Below are 15,114 nucleotides of genomic sequence, written 5' to 3' on the forward strand. Positions count from 1 at the left end.
GCATTTTCCCGACATCAGCGCTTTGTTCTCGCGCACGCCTTGCTCCAAAAGGGGTCCAGATGACCATAAGCGACGCTATTCACCGTTTGCTGCTCGACAACCTGACCACGGCGACCATCCTGCTCGACGCCGAATTGCGCCTGGAGTACATGAACCCGGCGGCGGAGATGCTGTTGGCGGTCAGCGGTCAACGCAGCCACGGCCAGTTCATCAGCGAGCTGTTCACCGAATCCCCCGAGGCGCTCAATTCCCTGCGTCAGGCGGTGGAGCAGGCGCACCCGTTCACCAAGCGTGAAGCGATGCTCACCGCCCTGACCGGCCAGACGCTGACCGTGGATTACGCGGTCACGCCAATTCTCAGCAACGGCGAGACCTTGCTTTTGCTTGAAGTGCATCCGCGTGATCGCCTGTTGCGCATCACCAAGGAAGAGGCCCAGCTGTCCAAACAGGAAACCAGCAAGATGCTGGTGCGCGGCCTCGCCCACGAGATCAAGAATCCCCTCGGTGGCATCCGTGGTGCGGCGCAATTGCTCGCCCGCGAGCTGCCCGAAGACAGCCTGCGCGATTACACCAATGTGATCATCGAAGAGGCCGACCGCCTGCGCAATCTGGTCGATCGCATGCTCGGCTCGAATAAGTTGCCGTCGCTGGCCATGTGCAACGTCCACGAAGTGCTCGAACGCGTTTGCCATCTGGTCGAGGCCGAAAGCCAAGGCTGCATCACCCTGGTGCGTGATTACGACCCGAGCATTCCCGATGTATTGATCGACCGCGAGCAAATGATTCAGGCGGTGTTGAACATCGTGCGCAACGCGATGCAGGCGATCAGCAGCCAGAACGAGCTGCGCCTGGGCCGCATCAGCCTGCGCACCCGCGCCATGCGCCAGTTCACCATCGGCCACATCCGCCATCGTCTGGTGACCAAGATCGAGATCATCGACAACGGTCCGGGCATTCCGGCGGAACTGCAGGAAACCATTTTCTTTCCCATGGTCAGCGGCCGCCCGGACGGTACCGGGCTGGGCCTGGCCATTACCCAGAACATCATCAGTCAGCACCAGGGCCTGATCGAGTGTGAGAGCCATCCAGGCCACACCACCTTCTCGATCTTCCTGCCACTGGAACAAGGAGCCACATCGACATGAGCCGTAGTGAAACCGTGTGGATCGTCGATGACGACCGTTCTATCCGTTGGGTCCTGGAAAAGGCCTTGCAGCAGGAAGGCATGACCACCCAGAGCTTCGACAGCGCCGATGGCGTGATGAGTCGTCTGGCCCGGCAGCAGCCGGACGTGATCATTTCCGATATCCGCATGCCGGGCGCCAGTGGCCTGGATCTGCTGGCGCGGATTCGCGAACAGCACCCACGGCTGCCGGTCATCATCATGACCGCTCACTCCGATCTGGACAGCGCTGTCGCCTCGTATCAGGGCGGCGCTTTCGAGTATCTGCCCAAGCCGTTCGACGTCGATGAAGCGGTGTCGCTGGTCAAGCGCGCCAATCAACATGCGCAGGAACAGCAAGGCCTGGAAGTCGTGCCAGCCCTGACCCGTACCCCGGAAATCATCGGCGAAGCGCCGGCGATGCAGGAAGTGTTTCGCGCCATCGGGCGCTTGAGCCACTCCAACATCACCGTGCTGATCAACGGCGAATCCGGTACCGGTAAAGAACTGGTGGCCCACGCCCTGCACCGCCACAGCCCCCGCGCGGCCTCGCCGTTCATTGCCCTGAACATGGCGGCGATTCCCAAGGATCTGATGGAATCGGAACTGTTCGGCCACGAGAAAGGCGCGTTCACCGGCGCGGCAAACCTGCGTCGCGGTCGTTTTGAACAGGCGGACGGCGGCACGCTGTTCCTTGATGAAATCGGCGACATGCCGGCGGACACACAGACTCGCCTGCTGCGCGTGCTGGCCGATGGCGAATTCTATCGCGTCGGCGGTCATGTGCCGGTCAAAGTCGATGTGCGCATCATCGCCGCGACCCACCAGAATCTCGAAACGCTCGTCCACGCCGGCAAGTTCCGTGAGGACCTTTTCCACCGCCTCAACGTGATCCGCATCCACATCCCGCGCCTGTCGGATCGTCGCGAAGACATTCCAACCCTGGCCCGGCACTTCCTCAGCCGCGCCGCGCAGGAACTGGCGGTCGAGCCGAAGCTGCTGAAAAGCGAGACCGAGGAATACCTGAAAAACCTGCCGTGGCCGGGCAACGTGCGCCAGTTGGAGAACACCTGCCGCTGGATCACCGTCATGGCCTCCGGCCGTGAAGTGCACATCAGCGATTTGCCGCCGGAACTGCTCAACCTGCCGCAGGATTCGGCGCCAGTGACCAACTGGGAACAGGCCCTGCGCCAGTGGGCCGATCAGGCGCTGGCCCGTGGCCAGTCGAGCCTGCTCGACAGCGCAGTGCCAGCGTTCGAGCGGATCATGATCGAGACGGCACTGAAGCACACCGCAGGGCGTCGACGAGATGCGGCGGTGTTGCTGGGTTGGGGGCGGAACACCTTGACGCGCAAGATCAAGGAACTGGGGATGAAGGTTGATGGTGGGGATGATGACGAGGGGGAAGAGGGTTAACGCTTAAGGATTGTCGTGTACTCAGGATCGATCCCCCTCCCCAGCCCTCTCCCCCGAGGGGGAGAGGGGGAAGGGAGCCGATCTCGGGTGGTTTCGAGGCCTGAGTTCGGCTCGGTATCTCAGGTCGGCGTAACTTGACCGGGCACCTCGGTCAGTCCCCTCTCCCTCTGGGAGAGGGTTAGGGTGAGGGCTACCGTGCACCGCATCAATGCACAATGACCCGCGATCGCGCACAGCCGTATCGCCACAATCACTCCTGAAAACACTGAAAAACCCTTCATTCAAAAACGCGAAAGCCCCGAGTCCCGGGGCTTTCGCGTCCCCAAAGTGTTTTTTGTTTCGGCAAATTAAAACCTGGCACGCCCCCTGCAGTACCTGTCTCAGGTGATTCGTTTCACCACCCGTTTCGGGGACCTTGGTACAGGCAGGCCGGGGATTCCCCTCTTTACATCGGGCTCACAGCGCAAAGCGGTGAGCCCACCCTTTTGGGATCCTTGGTACAGGCAGGCCGGGGGTTCCCTCTTTACACCGGGCTGACGCCGCAAGCGAAGCCCATGCTTTTGGGAACCCTGATACAGGCAGGTCAGGGATTCCCGCTTTTACACCTCCAGCCGAGGTGTTCAGCTCGGCGCTAATCAAGCTTTGGACGTTTGGGCAAATGGTGCAGGGGCTGGTTCTGCCGCCCCGAGTCATATTCCCGTATTAGTGCTTCAAGCCTGTCCAGCATTTTCCCGGGGCTGGGTTCATTGATCAGAATGTCCTTCATCCTTGCCTGTTCGCTTGGCTCAGCCTTCGTATAGATATCCAGAAACCACCACACCCGTCGCTGTAAAAGTGGATACTCAACGTGAAATTCAGGTGTACGGCTCAGCTTCCGGATTCCATTGAGCACGTCACTTCCTGCTCCGCCGAAACTGTCCCAGAGCTTCAATTTTCCGGACAACTCCAATGGCGGCACATTGCGCAGCCACAGGTTTGCCGAGCGATCATTACTTTCAACTCCCAGCCAGATATCGGTGCCTGTTTTTATACGCGCATGTATCAGCCGGCGGAGCGAAGCCGGATCCGTAATTGGATTGCCGATGAAATTGAAGCCGGTTCTGAGTTCAACGGACTCGGGAATCGACGTAATGCGGTTGTTCGCCAGGTTCAACACTTTCCCGGGAATCTCGTCGGTGATGCCCTCCGGAAATTTGTCTAGCAATGCATTGGAAAGATTCAGCTCCTGCAGTGCAGTCATTCCTTTGAGTGAAGGTGCGACAGAAAGCGCATTGTTGCCGAGCCTTAATACTTCCAGTGTTGACCACCCGCTGTCGGCATCAAGACCGAAAGGGATTCGGCGTATACCAGCTCCTGTCAGGTCCAGCACACGCAACTCGGTCATCCCGGAAATATCAGGATCCGTTTGCAAGAAATCGTTCTGGCGTTGAACAGGTACGCCAAAGCGCAACGGACCGGGCAAACCATTCACCTCTGGCCCCGGTGTGCTACCAAGCCTCAACACCTGGAGTCTGGTCATGTCCCTCACCGAAAAATCAGCCTGTAGGTCACAATCCTGCAGGCTCAGTTCTCGTAAATGGGGGAGCCTTTTTAATTGCTCGGTAAAGCGCGAATCCACCCTGAATCTTGAATAACTCATATCCATAAGGAACAGTCCGGCCCCTGAGCTTCTACTGGTGATCATCTGGCTGGCTATCGTCAGACTTTCAATGTTGGGAAACTGCGCAAAAAACACTTCCGGGTCCAGCGGCGCATGCCCTCTTAAAGAAAGAGAAACGACGGACTTGAACTTCAATGAAAGCAGCCTATCGACTGGCCATAGCGTGAGATTGATATCCAGTTTGTAACCCGTTAGCCGCCCATTACTATAAACCTGCTGATCAGGCGCACCTTGCCACTTGTGCACTTGGCGTAGCGTGTTCCACATGGCAATCGCCTCAGTTATTTCATGGGACTGTAAAGCGTGATTCTGGTGGTACGGGATGCTGACGTGTTTGATGTCCAGCTGAGGAAGCCCAAGCTGAATGTGCTTGAGTTCAAGCTCTGCCACGTCCTTGTCATCGAACCGGGCAATGAACGCATCTGCGTCCTGATCGGCAATTTCCGGAAGATATTTCCGAACCTGCGCCAAGGTTGTTGGCTCAACGACCGCGCGCGGGTACCAGTAACCGGTGTCGGGGTTGCGCAGAAGCACCGGTCCGGACGCAAGCAACTCGCTTGGACGTCGGGCACGATATAAACCTGTGACCGGATCCGTCGCGACAGGCACAAGATCGCCGTTGGCCAGGTCAGCGTATATTCGCTTCCCGATCACACGCAAACCATCAGTGTTGACCTGTGGAAGTATCGCTCGGGCGTTGGTGACGTAATTGTCGAGCGAAGCCTGGGGCTCGGGAGGGCGGGCGCCCTCCGGCATCGCATGAACCACAACTGCAGAAGGGAGTACGCCATCGATAGTTGCATCGCTGGATGAGCCGGCACGCGGCTGTGAAATATCCTGCGTAAGATTCGAGTCGCCGCCTCTGCGACCCAAGTGGCCCTGCAGAGAAGCGTCCGCATCCGTCGACCGATGCGGGCTGCCGGAAGCGTCCACGTGGCTGCTGCCACCGCGAGGGGGTTTTACTGGCATATTTTTTCATCCTTGAAAATAGTCTCCGGCATTGATGCCGGAGGAAATGGGGGTTGGCATACTGAACACAGGCAGGCTGAAGATTCCTGCGATAACACAGACTTCACGTGCTCTTGCGAGTCATTCGAGCCTTGGGCGCTTGGACGGTGGATGCAGCGGCTGATTCTGTCGCCCTCCGTCATAGCTGCGGATTTCATTCTCCAGACGATCCAGCATTCTTCCGGGACTCGTTTCCGTATGAAGAATGGCGTCAAGCCTGGCCCGCTCGTTGACGTCGGCCCCGTCATAAATTTCCAGAAACCACCAAACGCGCCGCTGCAACAGCGGGCGTTCAACGTGAAACTCGGGCGTTCGACTCAGCCGACGAAGAATTCCGGTCACTGCCAGTGGCATCGCGGCGTTATGCCTGTCCCACAGCGCTTGTTTTTCGGCTATCTGTTCCTGTGGCACATTGCGGAGCCAGAGATCGGCAGATACGTCGCTGCTTTCCTGTCCAAGCCAGATATCGGTGCCTGTCTCTACACGTGCTCGTATCAACCGCCGTAGAGAGGCCGGGTCCGTTACAGGATTGCCGATGAGATTGAAGCCCGCTCTGAGCTCAACGGATTCGGGAATCGACCTGATATGATTGTCAGCAAGATTCAATTCTTTTGCGGGAATCCTGTCGGTAATGCCCTCGGGAAATCTTTGCAATCGTGTATTGGAAAGATCCAGCTCCTGCAGTGCGGTCATGTTTTCGAGTGAAAGGCTGTTCGCAAGCGGATTGCCCCCCAGTCTTAACACTTCCAGCTTCGACGCCACATCGATGGTCTCAAGACCGGAAGGCAGCAGGTGTATTCCGGTGCGGCTCAGATCCAGCACCCGCAGTTCAGTCATCCCTCTGAGGTCAGCTGCCACTTGCAAAAAGGTGACTTGCTCCTGATGCTGCATTTGCATGTGGAGGCTATTCACCGGCGGCTCGAATGTATTGCAAAGCCAAAGCTCATGTAGCCTGGCAAGGCCTCGTACCGAAAAGTCAGACGTCAATTCACAGTCCTGCAGGTGCAGCCTTTGCAAACGCGGGAATTTTTTCAATTGCTCGGCAAAGCGCGAATCCAGACTGAATTTTGAATGAACCCGTTCTATCACGTTCCATCCTTGAAACCGCCCTTCCACTTCGATTACCTGACTGGTGATCGTCAGAGTTTCAAGGTTGGGAAATTGTGCGCAAAACACGTCCGGGTCCAGCCGCCCACGGCCTCTCAAAGTCAAAGAAACGACTGAGCCGAATTTCAAGGAAAGCGGCTTTGCAACTGGCCATATTGTCAGATCGATTTCCAGCTTGAAGCCCACGAGCCGCCCATCACGGTAGACCCGCTGATCGGGCTGACCTTGCCATTTGTACAACTGGCGAAGCGTCGTCCACATATTCCACGCCGCACGAAACTCCTGGTCCGATGTAATGCGAGCTCGACTGAACGGCATTTCAAAACGCGTCGAGTCCAATTGCGCAATCCCAAGCTGGATATGCTTGAGCTCAAGCTCTGCCACGTCCTTGTCATCAAACCGGGCGATGAAGGCATCTGCGTCCTCGTCGGTCGTGTCGGGGAGGTATTTGCGGATCTGTTCCCGGGTAGTTGGCTCCGCGACTTCACGCGCATACCAAAGTCCGCTGTCCACATCGCGCAGCATCACCGGGCCGGATGGGAGCAACTCGCTTGGCCGCCGGGCTCGATACAAGCCCGTCGCAGGATCCACTGCGACAGGCACCAGGTCGCCGTTGACCAGATCTGCATATGTTCGCCGACTGATCACCCGCAAACCTTCGCTGTTGACCTGTGGAAGTATCGCTCGGGCGTTGGTGACGTAATTGTCCAGCGAAGGCTGGGTGGCGGGAGGGCGAATACCCTCAGCGATTGTGCGAACCACAACGGCCGCGGTGGGGGGTACGGCATCCAGGGTCGCGTCAATGGAGGATGTGGCGCGCGGCTGCGAATGAACCTGAGCGATACTCACATCGACGCCTGTGCGACCCAAGTGGCCGGGAAGCGAAGTCTCCACGTCCGCAGACCGGTGCGGGCCGCCCGAGGCGTCCACGTGGGTACCGCCACCGCGAGGGGGTTTTACTGGCATATTTTCATCCTTGAAAAAGACGCCCCCTGCATTCCTGCAAGGGGACGACGGGTTTCGGCATCCTGCCGTTTGGAGGGACGAACGATAGCGTGCACGAGCACGTGCTGGAGATGGGAAAGGAAGACGGTCGCAGTGGGAAACGACCTCAAATAGTGTGGGAGCGCGCCCCAGTGATGAAGAAGTGCCGCTAGGGCTCGCTCAAACGGATCTCCAGTCGCCAGCGATCATCGACCTCGCTACCGACCCAGTCGCCCCGCAACGGACGCGCTGCCAGCACCGTCAGCAACAATCCGCCATCACTCTTGCGCGTGCGCCAGTTGACGTCCTTGCCGTTGAGCCTGAGCTGGCCTTTCTGCGGTCGACCTTCGGCCTGAAACAGCAGCGCGACGGTGCCGTCGATGATCTCGCCGTGCAGCTTCGGCTCATTGTTGAACCACACCACCAGGCCGCCATCGGTAACCTCGACCTGCTCCAGCATGCTCGGATCCGGCGTGGTCAGCCGGCCGATCATCAAGCCGATCATCAAGCCGACAATCGCCAGCGAGCCGATGACTCGCGGGAATAGTTTCGAACGGTTGTCCACAGGCGGCGTAGAATGCCGCTCATCTTTACCTTCGGAGCCGTGCATGTTTCACGTCATCCTTTTTCAACCAGAAATTCCGCCGAACACCGGCAACGTTATCAGGCTGTGCGCCAACAGCGGCTGCCACCTGCATTTGATCGAACCACTGGGTTTCGAGATGGACGACAAGCGCCTGCGCCGTGCCGGTCTCGACTACCACGAATATGCCACGTTGCAGCGTCACGCTGACTTGGCCAGTTGTCTGGAAAGTCTGGGCAACCCGCGCGTGTTCGCCTTCACCACCAAAGGTTCGCGGCCGTTCCATGATGCCGCGTTCGTGCCCGGCGATGCGTTTCTGTTCGGCCCGGAAAGTCGTGGCCTGCCAGCGGACGTGCTCGATTCCCTGCCCGGCGAACAGCGCCTGCGCCTGCCAATGCGCGAAGGCTGCCGCAGCCTGAACCTGTCCAACACCGTGGCGGTCGCCGTGTACGAAGCGTGGCGGCAGAACGACTTCAAGTAACGCCGCAAAACAAATGTGGGAGCGAGCCTGCTCGCGATTACGGAGTGTCAGTCAACATTGATGTGTCTGACAGACCGCTTTCGCGAGCAGGCTCGCTCCCACATGGGGTATTGCTGAACCGTCTTACTGAACGGTCGGGGTCTCGCCGCTTTCCTGCATGCGCTGCAGCTCTTGCGCGTACAGGGCATCGAAGTTCACCGGGGCCAGCATCAGCGCCGGGAACGAGCCACGGGTAACCAGGCTGTCCAGGGTCTCGCGGGCATACGGGAACAGGATGTTCGGGCAGAATGCTCCCAAGGTGTGGCTCATCGAAGCCGCGTCCAGGTTCTTGATCAGGAAGATACCGGCCTGTTGCACTTCAGCGATGAAGGCCACTTCTTCACCGTTTTTTACGGTAACGGAAAGGGTCAGCACCACTTCGTAGAAGTCGCCTTCCAGCGCTTTTTGGCGAGTGTTCAGATCCAGACCGACCGCCGGATCCCACTGCTGGCGGAAGATCGCCGGGCTTTTCGGGGCTTCGAAGGACAGGTCGCGTACGTAGATGCGCTGCAAGGAGAATTGCGGTGCGGTTTCTTCTTCGCTGGCTGCAGTGTTCTGTTGGTCAGTCATCTCAGATCCTTATCGATCTTGGGTCTTTTAGGGAGTGCTGTACGTGGGTGCAGCCGTTCAGCCCTTGAGCAGCGCGTCGAGTTTGCCGGCGCGTTCCAGGGCGTATAAATCATCGCAACCGCCGATGTGCTTTGCGCCGATCCAGATCTGCGGCACGGACGTGCGCCCGGCCTTTTTGGTCATTTCGGCACGCAGCTGCGGCTTGCCATCGACCTTGATCTCTTCGAAGGCCACGCCTTTGTTCTCGAGCAGGTACTTGGCGCGCGAGCAGTAAGGGCAGTAATCGCTGGAGTAGACGATGACTTTGTTCATGTCATTTCACCAGCGGCAGGTTGTCGCCCTTCCAGCTGGAAATCCCGCCGGACAGCTTGGCGGCGGTGAAGCCGGACTTCATCAGCTCGCGGGCGTGGGTGCCGGCGGTCTGACCGAGGGCGTCGACCAGAATGATGGTCTTGGCCTTGTGTTTTTCCAGCTCGCCGACGCGGGCAGCCAGTTTGTCCTGAGGGATGTTCACCGCGCCGACGATGTGGCCAGCGGCATAATCCTTGGCCGGACGGATGTCCACCACCACGCCTGCGTCTTTATTGACCAGTGCGGTCAGTTCGCCGGTGCTCAGGCTCTTGCCGCCGCCCTGCATCGTGTGCGCCAGCAACAGAGCCAGAAGTACGACGAAGATACCGACAAGAATGTAGTGGTTAGTGGCAAATTCAATCAGGTGAGCAACCATCGAAGGAGGTTCCAGGGCGTTAAAATGTCGGCCAGTATACACAGCCACTATGGTCGGCCAAACCCCGTCCGGCGGTGACGCGGTCGGAACTTCGCTTTAAACTCCAACTCCGTTTTCCATCGCCCTCTTCTTTATCAGCCACGAGTGGATTCCATGACGACTACGCCCAAACCTTTGGTCCTGATGATTCTCGACGGCTTCGGTCACAGCGACAGCCCCGAATCCAATGCCGTGTTCGCGGCGAAGAAACCTGTGCTGGATCGTCTCTGGGCCACGGTGCCGAACGGCTTGATTTCGGGCAGCGGCATGGACGTCGGCCTGCCGGACGGCCAGATGGGCAACTCGGAAGTCGGCCACATGAACCTCGGCGCCGGGCGCGTGGTATATCAGGACTTCACCCGCGTGACCAAAGCGATCCGCGACGGCGAATTCTTCGAAAACCCGACCATCTGCGCCGCTGTCGATAAAGCCGTGGCCGCCGGCAAAGCCGTGCACTTTATGGGGCTGCTGTCCGATGGCGGCGTGCACAGCCACCAGGATCACCTGATCGCCATGGCCGAACTGGCCTTCAAGCGCGGCGCCGAAAAAATCTACCTGCACGCCTTCCTCGATGGCCGCGACACGCCGCCGAAAAGCGCTGCTTCGTCGATCGAACTGCTCGACGCGACTTTCCAGGCACTCGGCAAGGGCCGCATCGCCAGCATCATCGGCCGCTACTTCGCCATGGACCGTGACAACCGTTGGGATCGCGTCGCCCAGGCCTACAACCTGATCGTCGACGGCAACGGCGAATTCAACGCCGCCACCGCTCAGGAAGGTCTTGAAGCTGCCTACGCCCGTGGCGAAAGCGACGAGTTCGTCAAAGCCACCTCCATCGGCGAGCCGGTAAAAGTCGAGGACGGCGATGCCGTGGTGTTCATGAACTTCCGTGCCGACCGCGCTCGCGAGCTGACCCGCGTGTTCGTCGAAGACGATTTCAAGGAATTCGCGCGCGCCCGCCAGCCAAAACTGGCCGGTTTCGTCATGCTGACCCAGTACGCCGCAAGCATTCCGGCACCGTCGGCCTTCGCCGCCGGCAGCCTGGAAAACGTCCTCGGTGATTACCTGGCGAAAAACGGCAAGACCCAGCTGCGCATCGCTGAAACCGAGAAGTATGCCCATGTGACCTTCTTCTTCTCCGGCGGTCGCGAAGAACCGTTCCCGGGCGAAGAGCGCATCCTGATCCCGTCGCCGAAAGTCGCTACCTATGACCTGCAGCCGGAAATGAGCGCCCCGGAAGTCACTGACCGCATCGTCGACGCCATCGAAAACCAGCGCTACGACGTGATCGTGGTCAACTACGCCAACGGCGACATGGTCGGCCATAGCGGCGTATTCGACGCGGCGGTGAAGGCGGTCGAGTGCCTGGACACCTGCGTCGGTCGCATCGTCGAGGCGCTGGACAAGGTCGGTGGCGAAGCGCTGATCACGGCCGACCACGGCAACGTCGAGCAAATGGCCGACGAATCCACCGGTCAGGCGCATACCGCGCACACCACCGAGCCGGTGCCGTTCATCTACGTCGGCAAACGCGACCTGAAAGTGCGCGAAGGCGGCGTGCTGGCGGACGTGGCACCGACCATGCTGATGCTGCTGGGCCTGGAAAAACCGGCGGAGATGACTGGCACTTCGATCCTCGTATAAACACTGATAATCCCTGTGGGAGCGAGCCTGCTCGCGAATACGGTGGATCAGTCGACAGCGATGTCGCCTGACGCACCGCTTTCGCGAGCAAGCTCGCTCCCACATTGGTTTTGCGGTGTTTTTCTGTCCAGTTATCACACAGCCCCAATTGGGCGTTTTTTTTGCAGCCTCGGGCGGGCATACTAGGCCGTCCCTTACCCTGGTGCCGCCCGCCCCTATGCTTCGCGTCCTGATCGCCCTTGCTCTGACCTGTCTGCTCCAGCCGGCCTTCGCCGACGAGCGCGCGCAAACCCAACAGCAGTTGGACGCCACGCGTCAGGATATCGCCGAGCTGAAAAAACTCCTGGGCAAGCTGCAGGAAGAAAAGTCCGGCGTACAGAAAGAGCTCAAGGGCACTGAAACCGAGATGGGCAAGCTGCAGAAGCAGGTCGACGCGCTGCAGAAAGAACTGCAGAAAAGCGAATCCGAGCTACAGCGGCTCGATGCAGAGAAAAAAAAACTCCAGAGCGCGCGCACTGAACAGCAGCGACTGATCGCCATTCAGGCCCGAGCGGCGTACCAGAACGGCCGCCAGGAATACCTCAAGCTGCTGCTCAATCAGCAGAACCCCGAGAAGTTCGCCCGCACCCTCACCTATTACGACTACCTGAGCCAGGCCCGCCTGGAGCAGTTGAAGAACTTCAACGAAACCCTGCGCCAACTGGCCAATGTCGAAAAAGACATTGGCCTGCAGCAGGCGCAGTTGCTGGTGCAGAAAAGCGACCTCGACACTCAGCGCGAAGCACTCGAGAAGGTCCGCAAGGAACGCCAGCAGGTTCTCGCCAAGCTAAATGACGACGTGAAAGCCCGCGATCAAAAGCTGGCCGCCCGCGAGCAGGATCAGGCAGACCTGTCTAAAGTCCTTAAAACCATCGAAGAAACCCTGGCGCGCCAGGCTCGTGAGGCAGAAGAAGCGCGGCAGAAAGCGCTGATGGCCCAGCAGGAAGCGGAAAAAAAGCGTTTGCGTGAGGCGCAGGCTGACAACAGCGACGCCCCACGAAAACCCGCCAGATCAAGCCCCGGCGCGCTGGTATCGAGCAGCGGCGAAACCTTTGGCGGGCCTTTTGCTGCAACCCGGGGAAAACTTCCGTGGCCGGTTGATGGTCGATTACTCGCACGCTTCGGTGAAAGCCGTGGCGACGACGCCCGCACCAAGTGGGATGGTGTGATGATCAGCGCCTCCGCCGGCAGCCAGGTGCACGCAGTACACGGTGGGCGCGTGGTATTTGCCGATTGGCTGCGCGGTGCCGGTTTGCTGGTGATTCTCGATCACGGCAACGGTTTTCTCAGTCTTTACGGCCACAACCAGACGCTGCTTAAGTCGGCGGGTGATGTGGTCAAGGCTGGCGAGTCGATTTCCACTGTCGGTAACAGTGGCGGTCAGGACACGCCAGCGCTGTATTTCGCAATTCGTCAGCAGGGTCACCCGAGTGATCCGGCGCAATGGTGTCGTGCGCAAGGATAAGCGCACCATCTAATTCAGGAGTTCGTTCGACATGCTGCATTTGTCCCGCCTTACCTCGCTGGCCCTGACGATCGCCCTGGTGATCGGCGCGCCTCTGGCGTTCGCCGCGCAACCGGCCCCGACCGTCGCTCCGGCAGGCACTGCCGCGACCGCCAAGGCGCCGTTGCCGCTGGAAGAGCTGCGCACCTTCGCCGAGGTCATGGACCGGATCAAAGCCGCCTATGTCGAGCCTGTAGACGACAAGACCCTGCTGGAAAACGCGATCAAGGGCATGCTCAGCAACCTCGATCCGCATTCAGCCTACCTTGGCCCGGAAGACTTCACCGAACTGCAGGAAAGCACCAGCGGTGAATTCGGCGGCCTGGGCATCGAAGTCGGCGCCGAAGACGGTTTCATCAAGGTCGTCTCGCCGATTGACGACACCCCGGCGTCGAAGGCCGGCATTCAGGCTGGTGACTTCATCGTCAAGATCAACGGCCAGCCAACGCGTGGCCAGACCATGACTGAAGCCGTCGACAAGATGCGCGGCAAGATCGGCCAGAAAATCACCCTGACCCTGGTTCGCGACGGCGGCACGCCGTTCGACGTGACCCTGGCCCGTGCAGTGATTCAGGTCAAGAGCGTCAAGGCGCAGCTGCTGGAATCGGGCTACGGCTATATCCGCATCACCCAGTTCCAGGTCAAGACCGGCGAAGAAGTCTCCAAGGCTCTGGCCAAGCTGCGCAAGGACAACGGCAAGAAGCTCAACGGCATCATTCTCGACCTGCGCAACAACCCGGGCGGCGTGCTGCAATCGGCGGTGGAAGTGGTCGACCACTTTATCACCAAAGGCCTGATCGTCTACACCAAGGGCCGCATCGCCAACTCCGAATTGCGCTTCTCCGCCACCGGCAAGGACGAAAGCGAAGCGGTGCCGATGGTCGTGCTGATCAACGGTGGCAGTGCCTCGGCTTCGGAAATCGTCGCCGGCGCCCTGCAGGACCAGAAACGTGCCGTGGTCATGGGCACCACCAGTTTCGGCAAGGGCTCGGTGCAGACCGTGCTGCCGCTGAACAACGACCGCGCGCTGAAGATCACCACCGCGCTGTATTTCACGCCGAACGGCCGCTCGATCCAGGCTCAGGGCATCGTGCCGGACATCGAAGTGCGCCGCGCGAAGATCACCAACGAAGCCGACAGCGAGTACTTCAAGGAAGCCGATCTGCAAGGTCACTTGGGCAACGGCAACGGCGGCGCCGACAAACCGAGCGGTTCCGGCGGCAAGGCCAAAGCGATGCCGCAGGATGACGATTACCAGTTGGCCCAGGCCCTGAGCCTGCTCAAAGGCCTGAGCATCACTTCCGGCCGCTGAGGATGTTGCTGCGTTCCCTCTGCGTTCTGCTGTGCTGTCTGGCGGGTTTTGCCCAAGCAGAGCCCGCCAGCTCCTCGCCGCACAAAGCCTACCTGACATTGATCATCGACGACCTGGGGCAGAGCCTGCCCCGGGATCGTCGCGTGCTCGCCCTGCCCGGCCCGGTCACGGCGGCGATCATGCCCGACACCCCTCACGCCACCGAGCTTGCCCGCGAAGCCCATCGCGCCGGCAAGATCGTCATCCTGCACATGCCCATGGATCCGGCCACCGGGCCGTACGCCTGGCACCCCGAACTGCCCATCGAAGAGCTGCAGAAACGCCTGAATGCCGCGTTTGAAAAAGTCCCGTTCACCGCCGGCATCAACAATCACATGGGCAGCCGCATGACCGCCCAGCCTGCGGCGATGGCGTGGTTGATGGCTGAGTTGCAGCGTCGGCACAAGTTCTTCGTCGACAGCCGCACCAGCGCGCAGACCGTCGCAGCGCAGCAGGCGCAGAAAATCGATCTGGCCAGCGTTTCCAGAGATGTGTTTCTCGATGATGAGCGCACCGAAGCGGCCATTGCCACTCAGTTGCAGACCGCGATCGCCCTGGCGCACAAACAGGGTTCAGCGGTGATGATCGGCCATCCGTATCCGCAGACCCTGGCGGTGCTGGAGCGCGAATTACCCAAGCTCAAAGCGCAAGGCATCGACTGGATCGATATCCGGCAGATGATCAGCGTGCGCAGCAACCGCGCCATGGCTGGCCATGGCAAGGATGGCGTCTACCGGTAACACCCGTGACGCTGGCACATACATAGTTACCACCCGCTAACTACCCCCGTTTCCGATAGT

Annotated in this window: 13 protein-coding genes; 7 read left to right on the forward strand and 6 right to left on the reverse strand. The window is 59.7% G+C overall.

The genetic code is table 11. The annotated features are described in order from the left end of the window. Positions 1-59: 59 nt before the first annotated feature. Both glnL and ntrC read left to right on the forward strand, forming a co-directional pair. Entirely contained in the window at positions 60-1,145 is a 1,086-nt protein-coding gene (glnL, locus tag KVG85_RS18650; protein ID WP_016772107.1) for a nitrogen regulation protein NR(II), read from the forward strand. Continuing rightward, the gene (ntrC, locus tag KVG85_RS18655; RefSeq protein ID WP_016772108.1) at positions 1,142-2,578 is read left to right on the forward strand and encodes a nitrogen regulation protein NR(I); all 1,437 of its coding nucleotides are present in this window, start codon (positions 1,142-1,144) and stop codon (positions 2,576-2,578) included. The genes glnL and ntrC overlap by 4 nt, the downstream gene beginning before the upstream one ends. A gap of 631 nt (positions 2,579-3,209) precedes the next feature. Here ntrC and KVG85_RS18660 read toward each other — a convergent pair. The 3 genes from KVG85_RS18660 to KVG85_RS18670 all read right to left on the reverse strand — a co-directional run bounded on the left by KVG85_RS18660 (position 3,210) and on the right by KVG85_RS18670 (position 7,947). Next, positions 3,210-5,207, reverse strand: a complete 1,998-nt coding sequence (locus KVG85_RS18660) for a leucine-rich repeat domain-containing protein (protein ID WP_225926695.1) — start codon at positions 5,205-5,207, stop codon at positions 3,210-3,212. A gap of 120 nt (positions 5,208-5,327) precedes the next feature. Further along, positions 5,328-7,202: a leucine-rich repeat domain-containing protein gene (locus tag KVG85_RS18665; RefSeq protein ID WP_367615315.1), complete on the reverse strand. Its 1,875-nt coding sequence runs from the start codon at positions 7,200-7,202 to the stop codon at positions 5,328-5,330. A 304-nt stretch (positions 7,203-7,506) separates the two neighbouring features. Beyond that, a complete protein-coding gene (locus KVG85_RS18670) occupies positions 7,507-7,947 on the reverse strand; it encodes a hypothetical protein (RefSeq protein ID WP_217864611.1) in 441 nt (146 codons plus the stop codon). Between KVG85_RS18670 and KVG85_RS18675 the strand changes: the two genes are divergently transcribed. Further along, positions 7,946-8,401 (forward strand): tRNA (cytidine(34)-2'-O)-methyltransferase, encoded by a 456-nt coding sequence (locus KVG85_RS18675; RefSeq protein ID WP_217864612.1) that lies wholly within the window; start codon positions 7,946-7,948, stop codon positions 8,399-8,401. The two genes, KVG85_RS18670 and KVG85_RS18675, sit on opposite strands and share 2 nt — an antisense overlap. A gap of 123 nt (positions 8,402-8,524) precedes the next feature. Here KVG85_RS18675 and secB read toward each other — a convergent pair whose 3' ends face one another. Genes secB through KVG85_RS18690 form a run of 3 tightly spaced genes read right to left on the reverse strand, consistent with a single transcriptional unit; the run spans position 8,525 to position 9,737 of the window. Further along, positions 8,525-9,010, reverse strand: coding sequence for a protein-export chaperone SecB (secB, locus tag KVG85_RS18680; protein WP_016772114.1), 486 nt, complete (start codon positions 9,008-9,010; stop codon positions 8,525-8,527). Between the two features lie 57 nt (positions 9,011-9,067). After that, a complete protein-coding gene (gene grxC / locus KVG85_RS18685; protein ID WP_217864613.1) occupies positions 9,068-9,322 on the reverse strand; it encodes a glutaredoxin 3 in 255 nt (84 codons plus the stop codon). A 1-nt stretch (position 9,323) separates the two neighbouring features. Then, the gene (locus tag KVG85_RS18690; protein ID WP_016772116.1) at positions 9,324-9,737 is read right to left on the reverse strand and encodes a rhodanese-like domain-containing protein; all 414 of its coding nucleotides are present in this window, start codon (positions 9,735-9,737) and stop codon (positions 9,324-9,326) included. Between the two features lie 153 nt (positions 9,738-9,890). Here KVG85_RS18690 and gpmI point away from each other — a divergent pair, with 153 nt between their 5' ends. The 4 genes from gpmI (at position 9,891) to KVG85_RS18710 (ending at position 15,054) form a co-directional block, all read left to right on the forward strand. After that, positions 9,891-11,420, forward strand: a complete 1,530-nt coding sequence (gpmI, locus tag KVG85_RS18695) for a 2,3-bisphosphoglycerate-independent phosphoglycerate mutase (RefSeq protein WP_217864614.1) — start codon at positions 9,891-9,893, stop codon at positions 11,418-11,420. 217 nt (positions 11,421-11,637) lie between these two features. Next, positions 11,638-12,924, forward strand: a complete 1,287-nt coding sequence (locus KVG85_RS18700; RefSeq protein ID WP_217864615.1) for a murein hydrolase activator EnvC family protein — start codon at positions 11,638-11,640, stop codon at positions 12,922-12,924. A gap of 31 nt (positions 12,925-12,955) precedes the next feature. Further along, the gene (locus tag KVG85_RS18705) at positions 12,956-14,275 is read left to right on the forward strand and encodes a S41 family peptidase (RefSeq protein ID WP_039756590.1); all 1,320 of its coding nucleotides are present in this window, start codon (positions 12,956-12,958) and stop codon (positions 14,273-14,275) included. 2 nt (positions 14,276-14,277) lie between these two features. After that, entirely contained in the window at positions 14,278-15,054 is a 777-nt protein-coding gene (locus KVG85_RS18710; RefSeq protein WP_217864616.1) for a divergent polysaccharide deacetylase family protein, read from the forward strand. Positions 15,055-15,114 lie beyond the last annotated feature (60 nt).

The sequence above is a fragment of the Pseudomonas triticicola genome (assembly GCF_019145375.1).
In the GTDB taxonomy this organism is placed as follows: domain Bacteria; phylum Pseudomonadota; class Gammaproteobacteria; order Pseudomonadales; family Pseudomonadaceae; genus Aquipseudomonas; species Aquipseudomonas triticicola.

What these genes read in the sequence shown, in the direction of transcription:
- glnL (WP_016772107.1), top strand. Translation starts at nt 60, where the DNA reads ATGACCATAAGCGACGCTATTCACCGTTTGCTGCTCGACAACCTGACC.
- ntrC (WP_016772108.1), top strand. Translation starts at nt 1,142, where the DNA reads ATGAGCCGTAGTGAAACCGTGTGGATCGTCGATGACGACCGTTCTATC.
- KVG85_RS18660 (WP_225926695.1), bottom strand. Translation starts at nt 5,207, where the DNA reads ATGCCAGTAAAACCCCCTCGCGGTGGCAGCAGCCACGTGGACGCTTCC.
- KVG85_RS18675 (WP_217864612.1), top strand. Translation starts at nt 7,946, where the DNA reads ATGTTTCACGTCATCCTTTTTCAACCAGAAATTCCGCCGAACACCGGC.
- KVG85_RS18670 (WP_217864611.1), bottom strand. Translation starts at nt 7,947, where the DNA reads ATGCACGGCTCCGAAGGTAAAGATGAGCGGCATTCTACGCCGCCTGTG.
- secB (WP_016772114.1), bottom strand. Translation starts at nt 9,010, where the DNA reads ATGACTGACCAACAGAACACTGCAGCCAGCGAAGAAGAAACCGCACCG.
- grxC (WP_217864613.1), bottom strand. Translation starts at nt 9,322, where the DNA reads ATGAACAAAGTCATCGTCTACTCCAGCGATTACTGCCCTTACTGCTCG.
- KVG85_RS18690 (WP_016772116.1), bottom strand. Translation starts at nt 9,737, where the DNA reads ATGGTTGCTCACCTGATTGAATTTGCCACTAACCACTACATTCTTGTC.
- gpmI (WP_217864614.1), top strand. Translation starts at nt 9,891, where the DNA reads ATGACGACTACGCCCAAACCTTTGGTCCTGATGATTCTCGACGGCTTC.
- KVG85_RS18700 (WP_217864615.1), top strand. Translation starts at nt 11,638, where the DNA reads ATGCTTCGCGTCCTGATCGCCCTTGCTCTGACCTGTCTGCTCCAGCCG.
- KVG85_RS18705 (WP_039756590.1), top strand. Translation starts at nt 12,956, where the DNA reads ATGCTGCATTTGTCCCGCCTTACCTCGCTGGCCCTGACGATCGCCCTG.
- KVG85_RS18710 (WP_217864616.1), top strand. Translation starts at nt 14,278, where the DNA reads ATGTTGCTGCGTTCCCTCTGCGTTCTGCTGTGCTGTCTGGCGGGTTTT.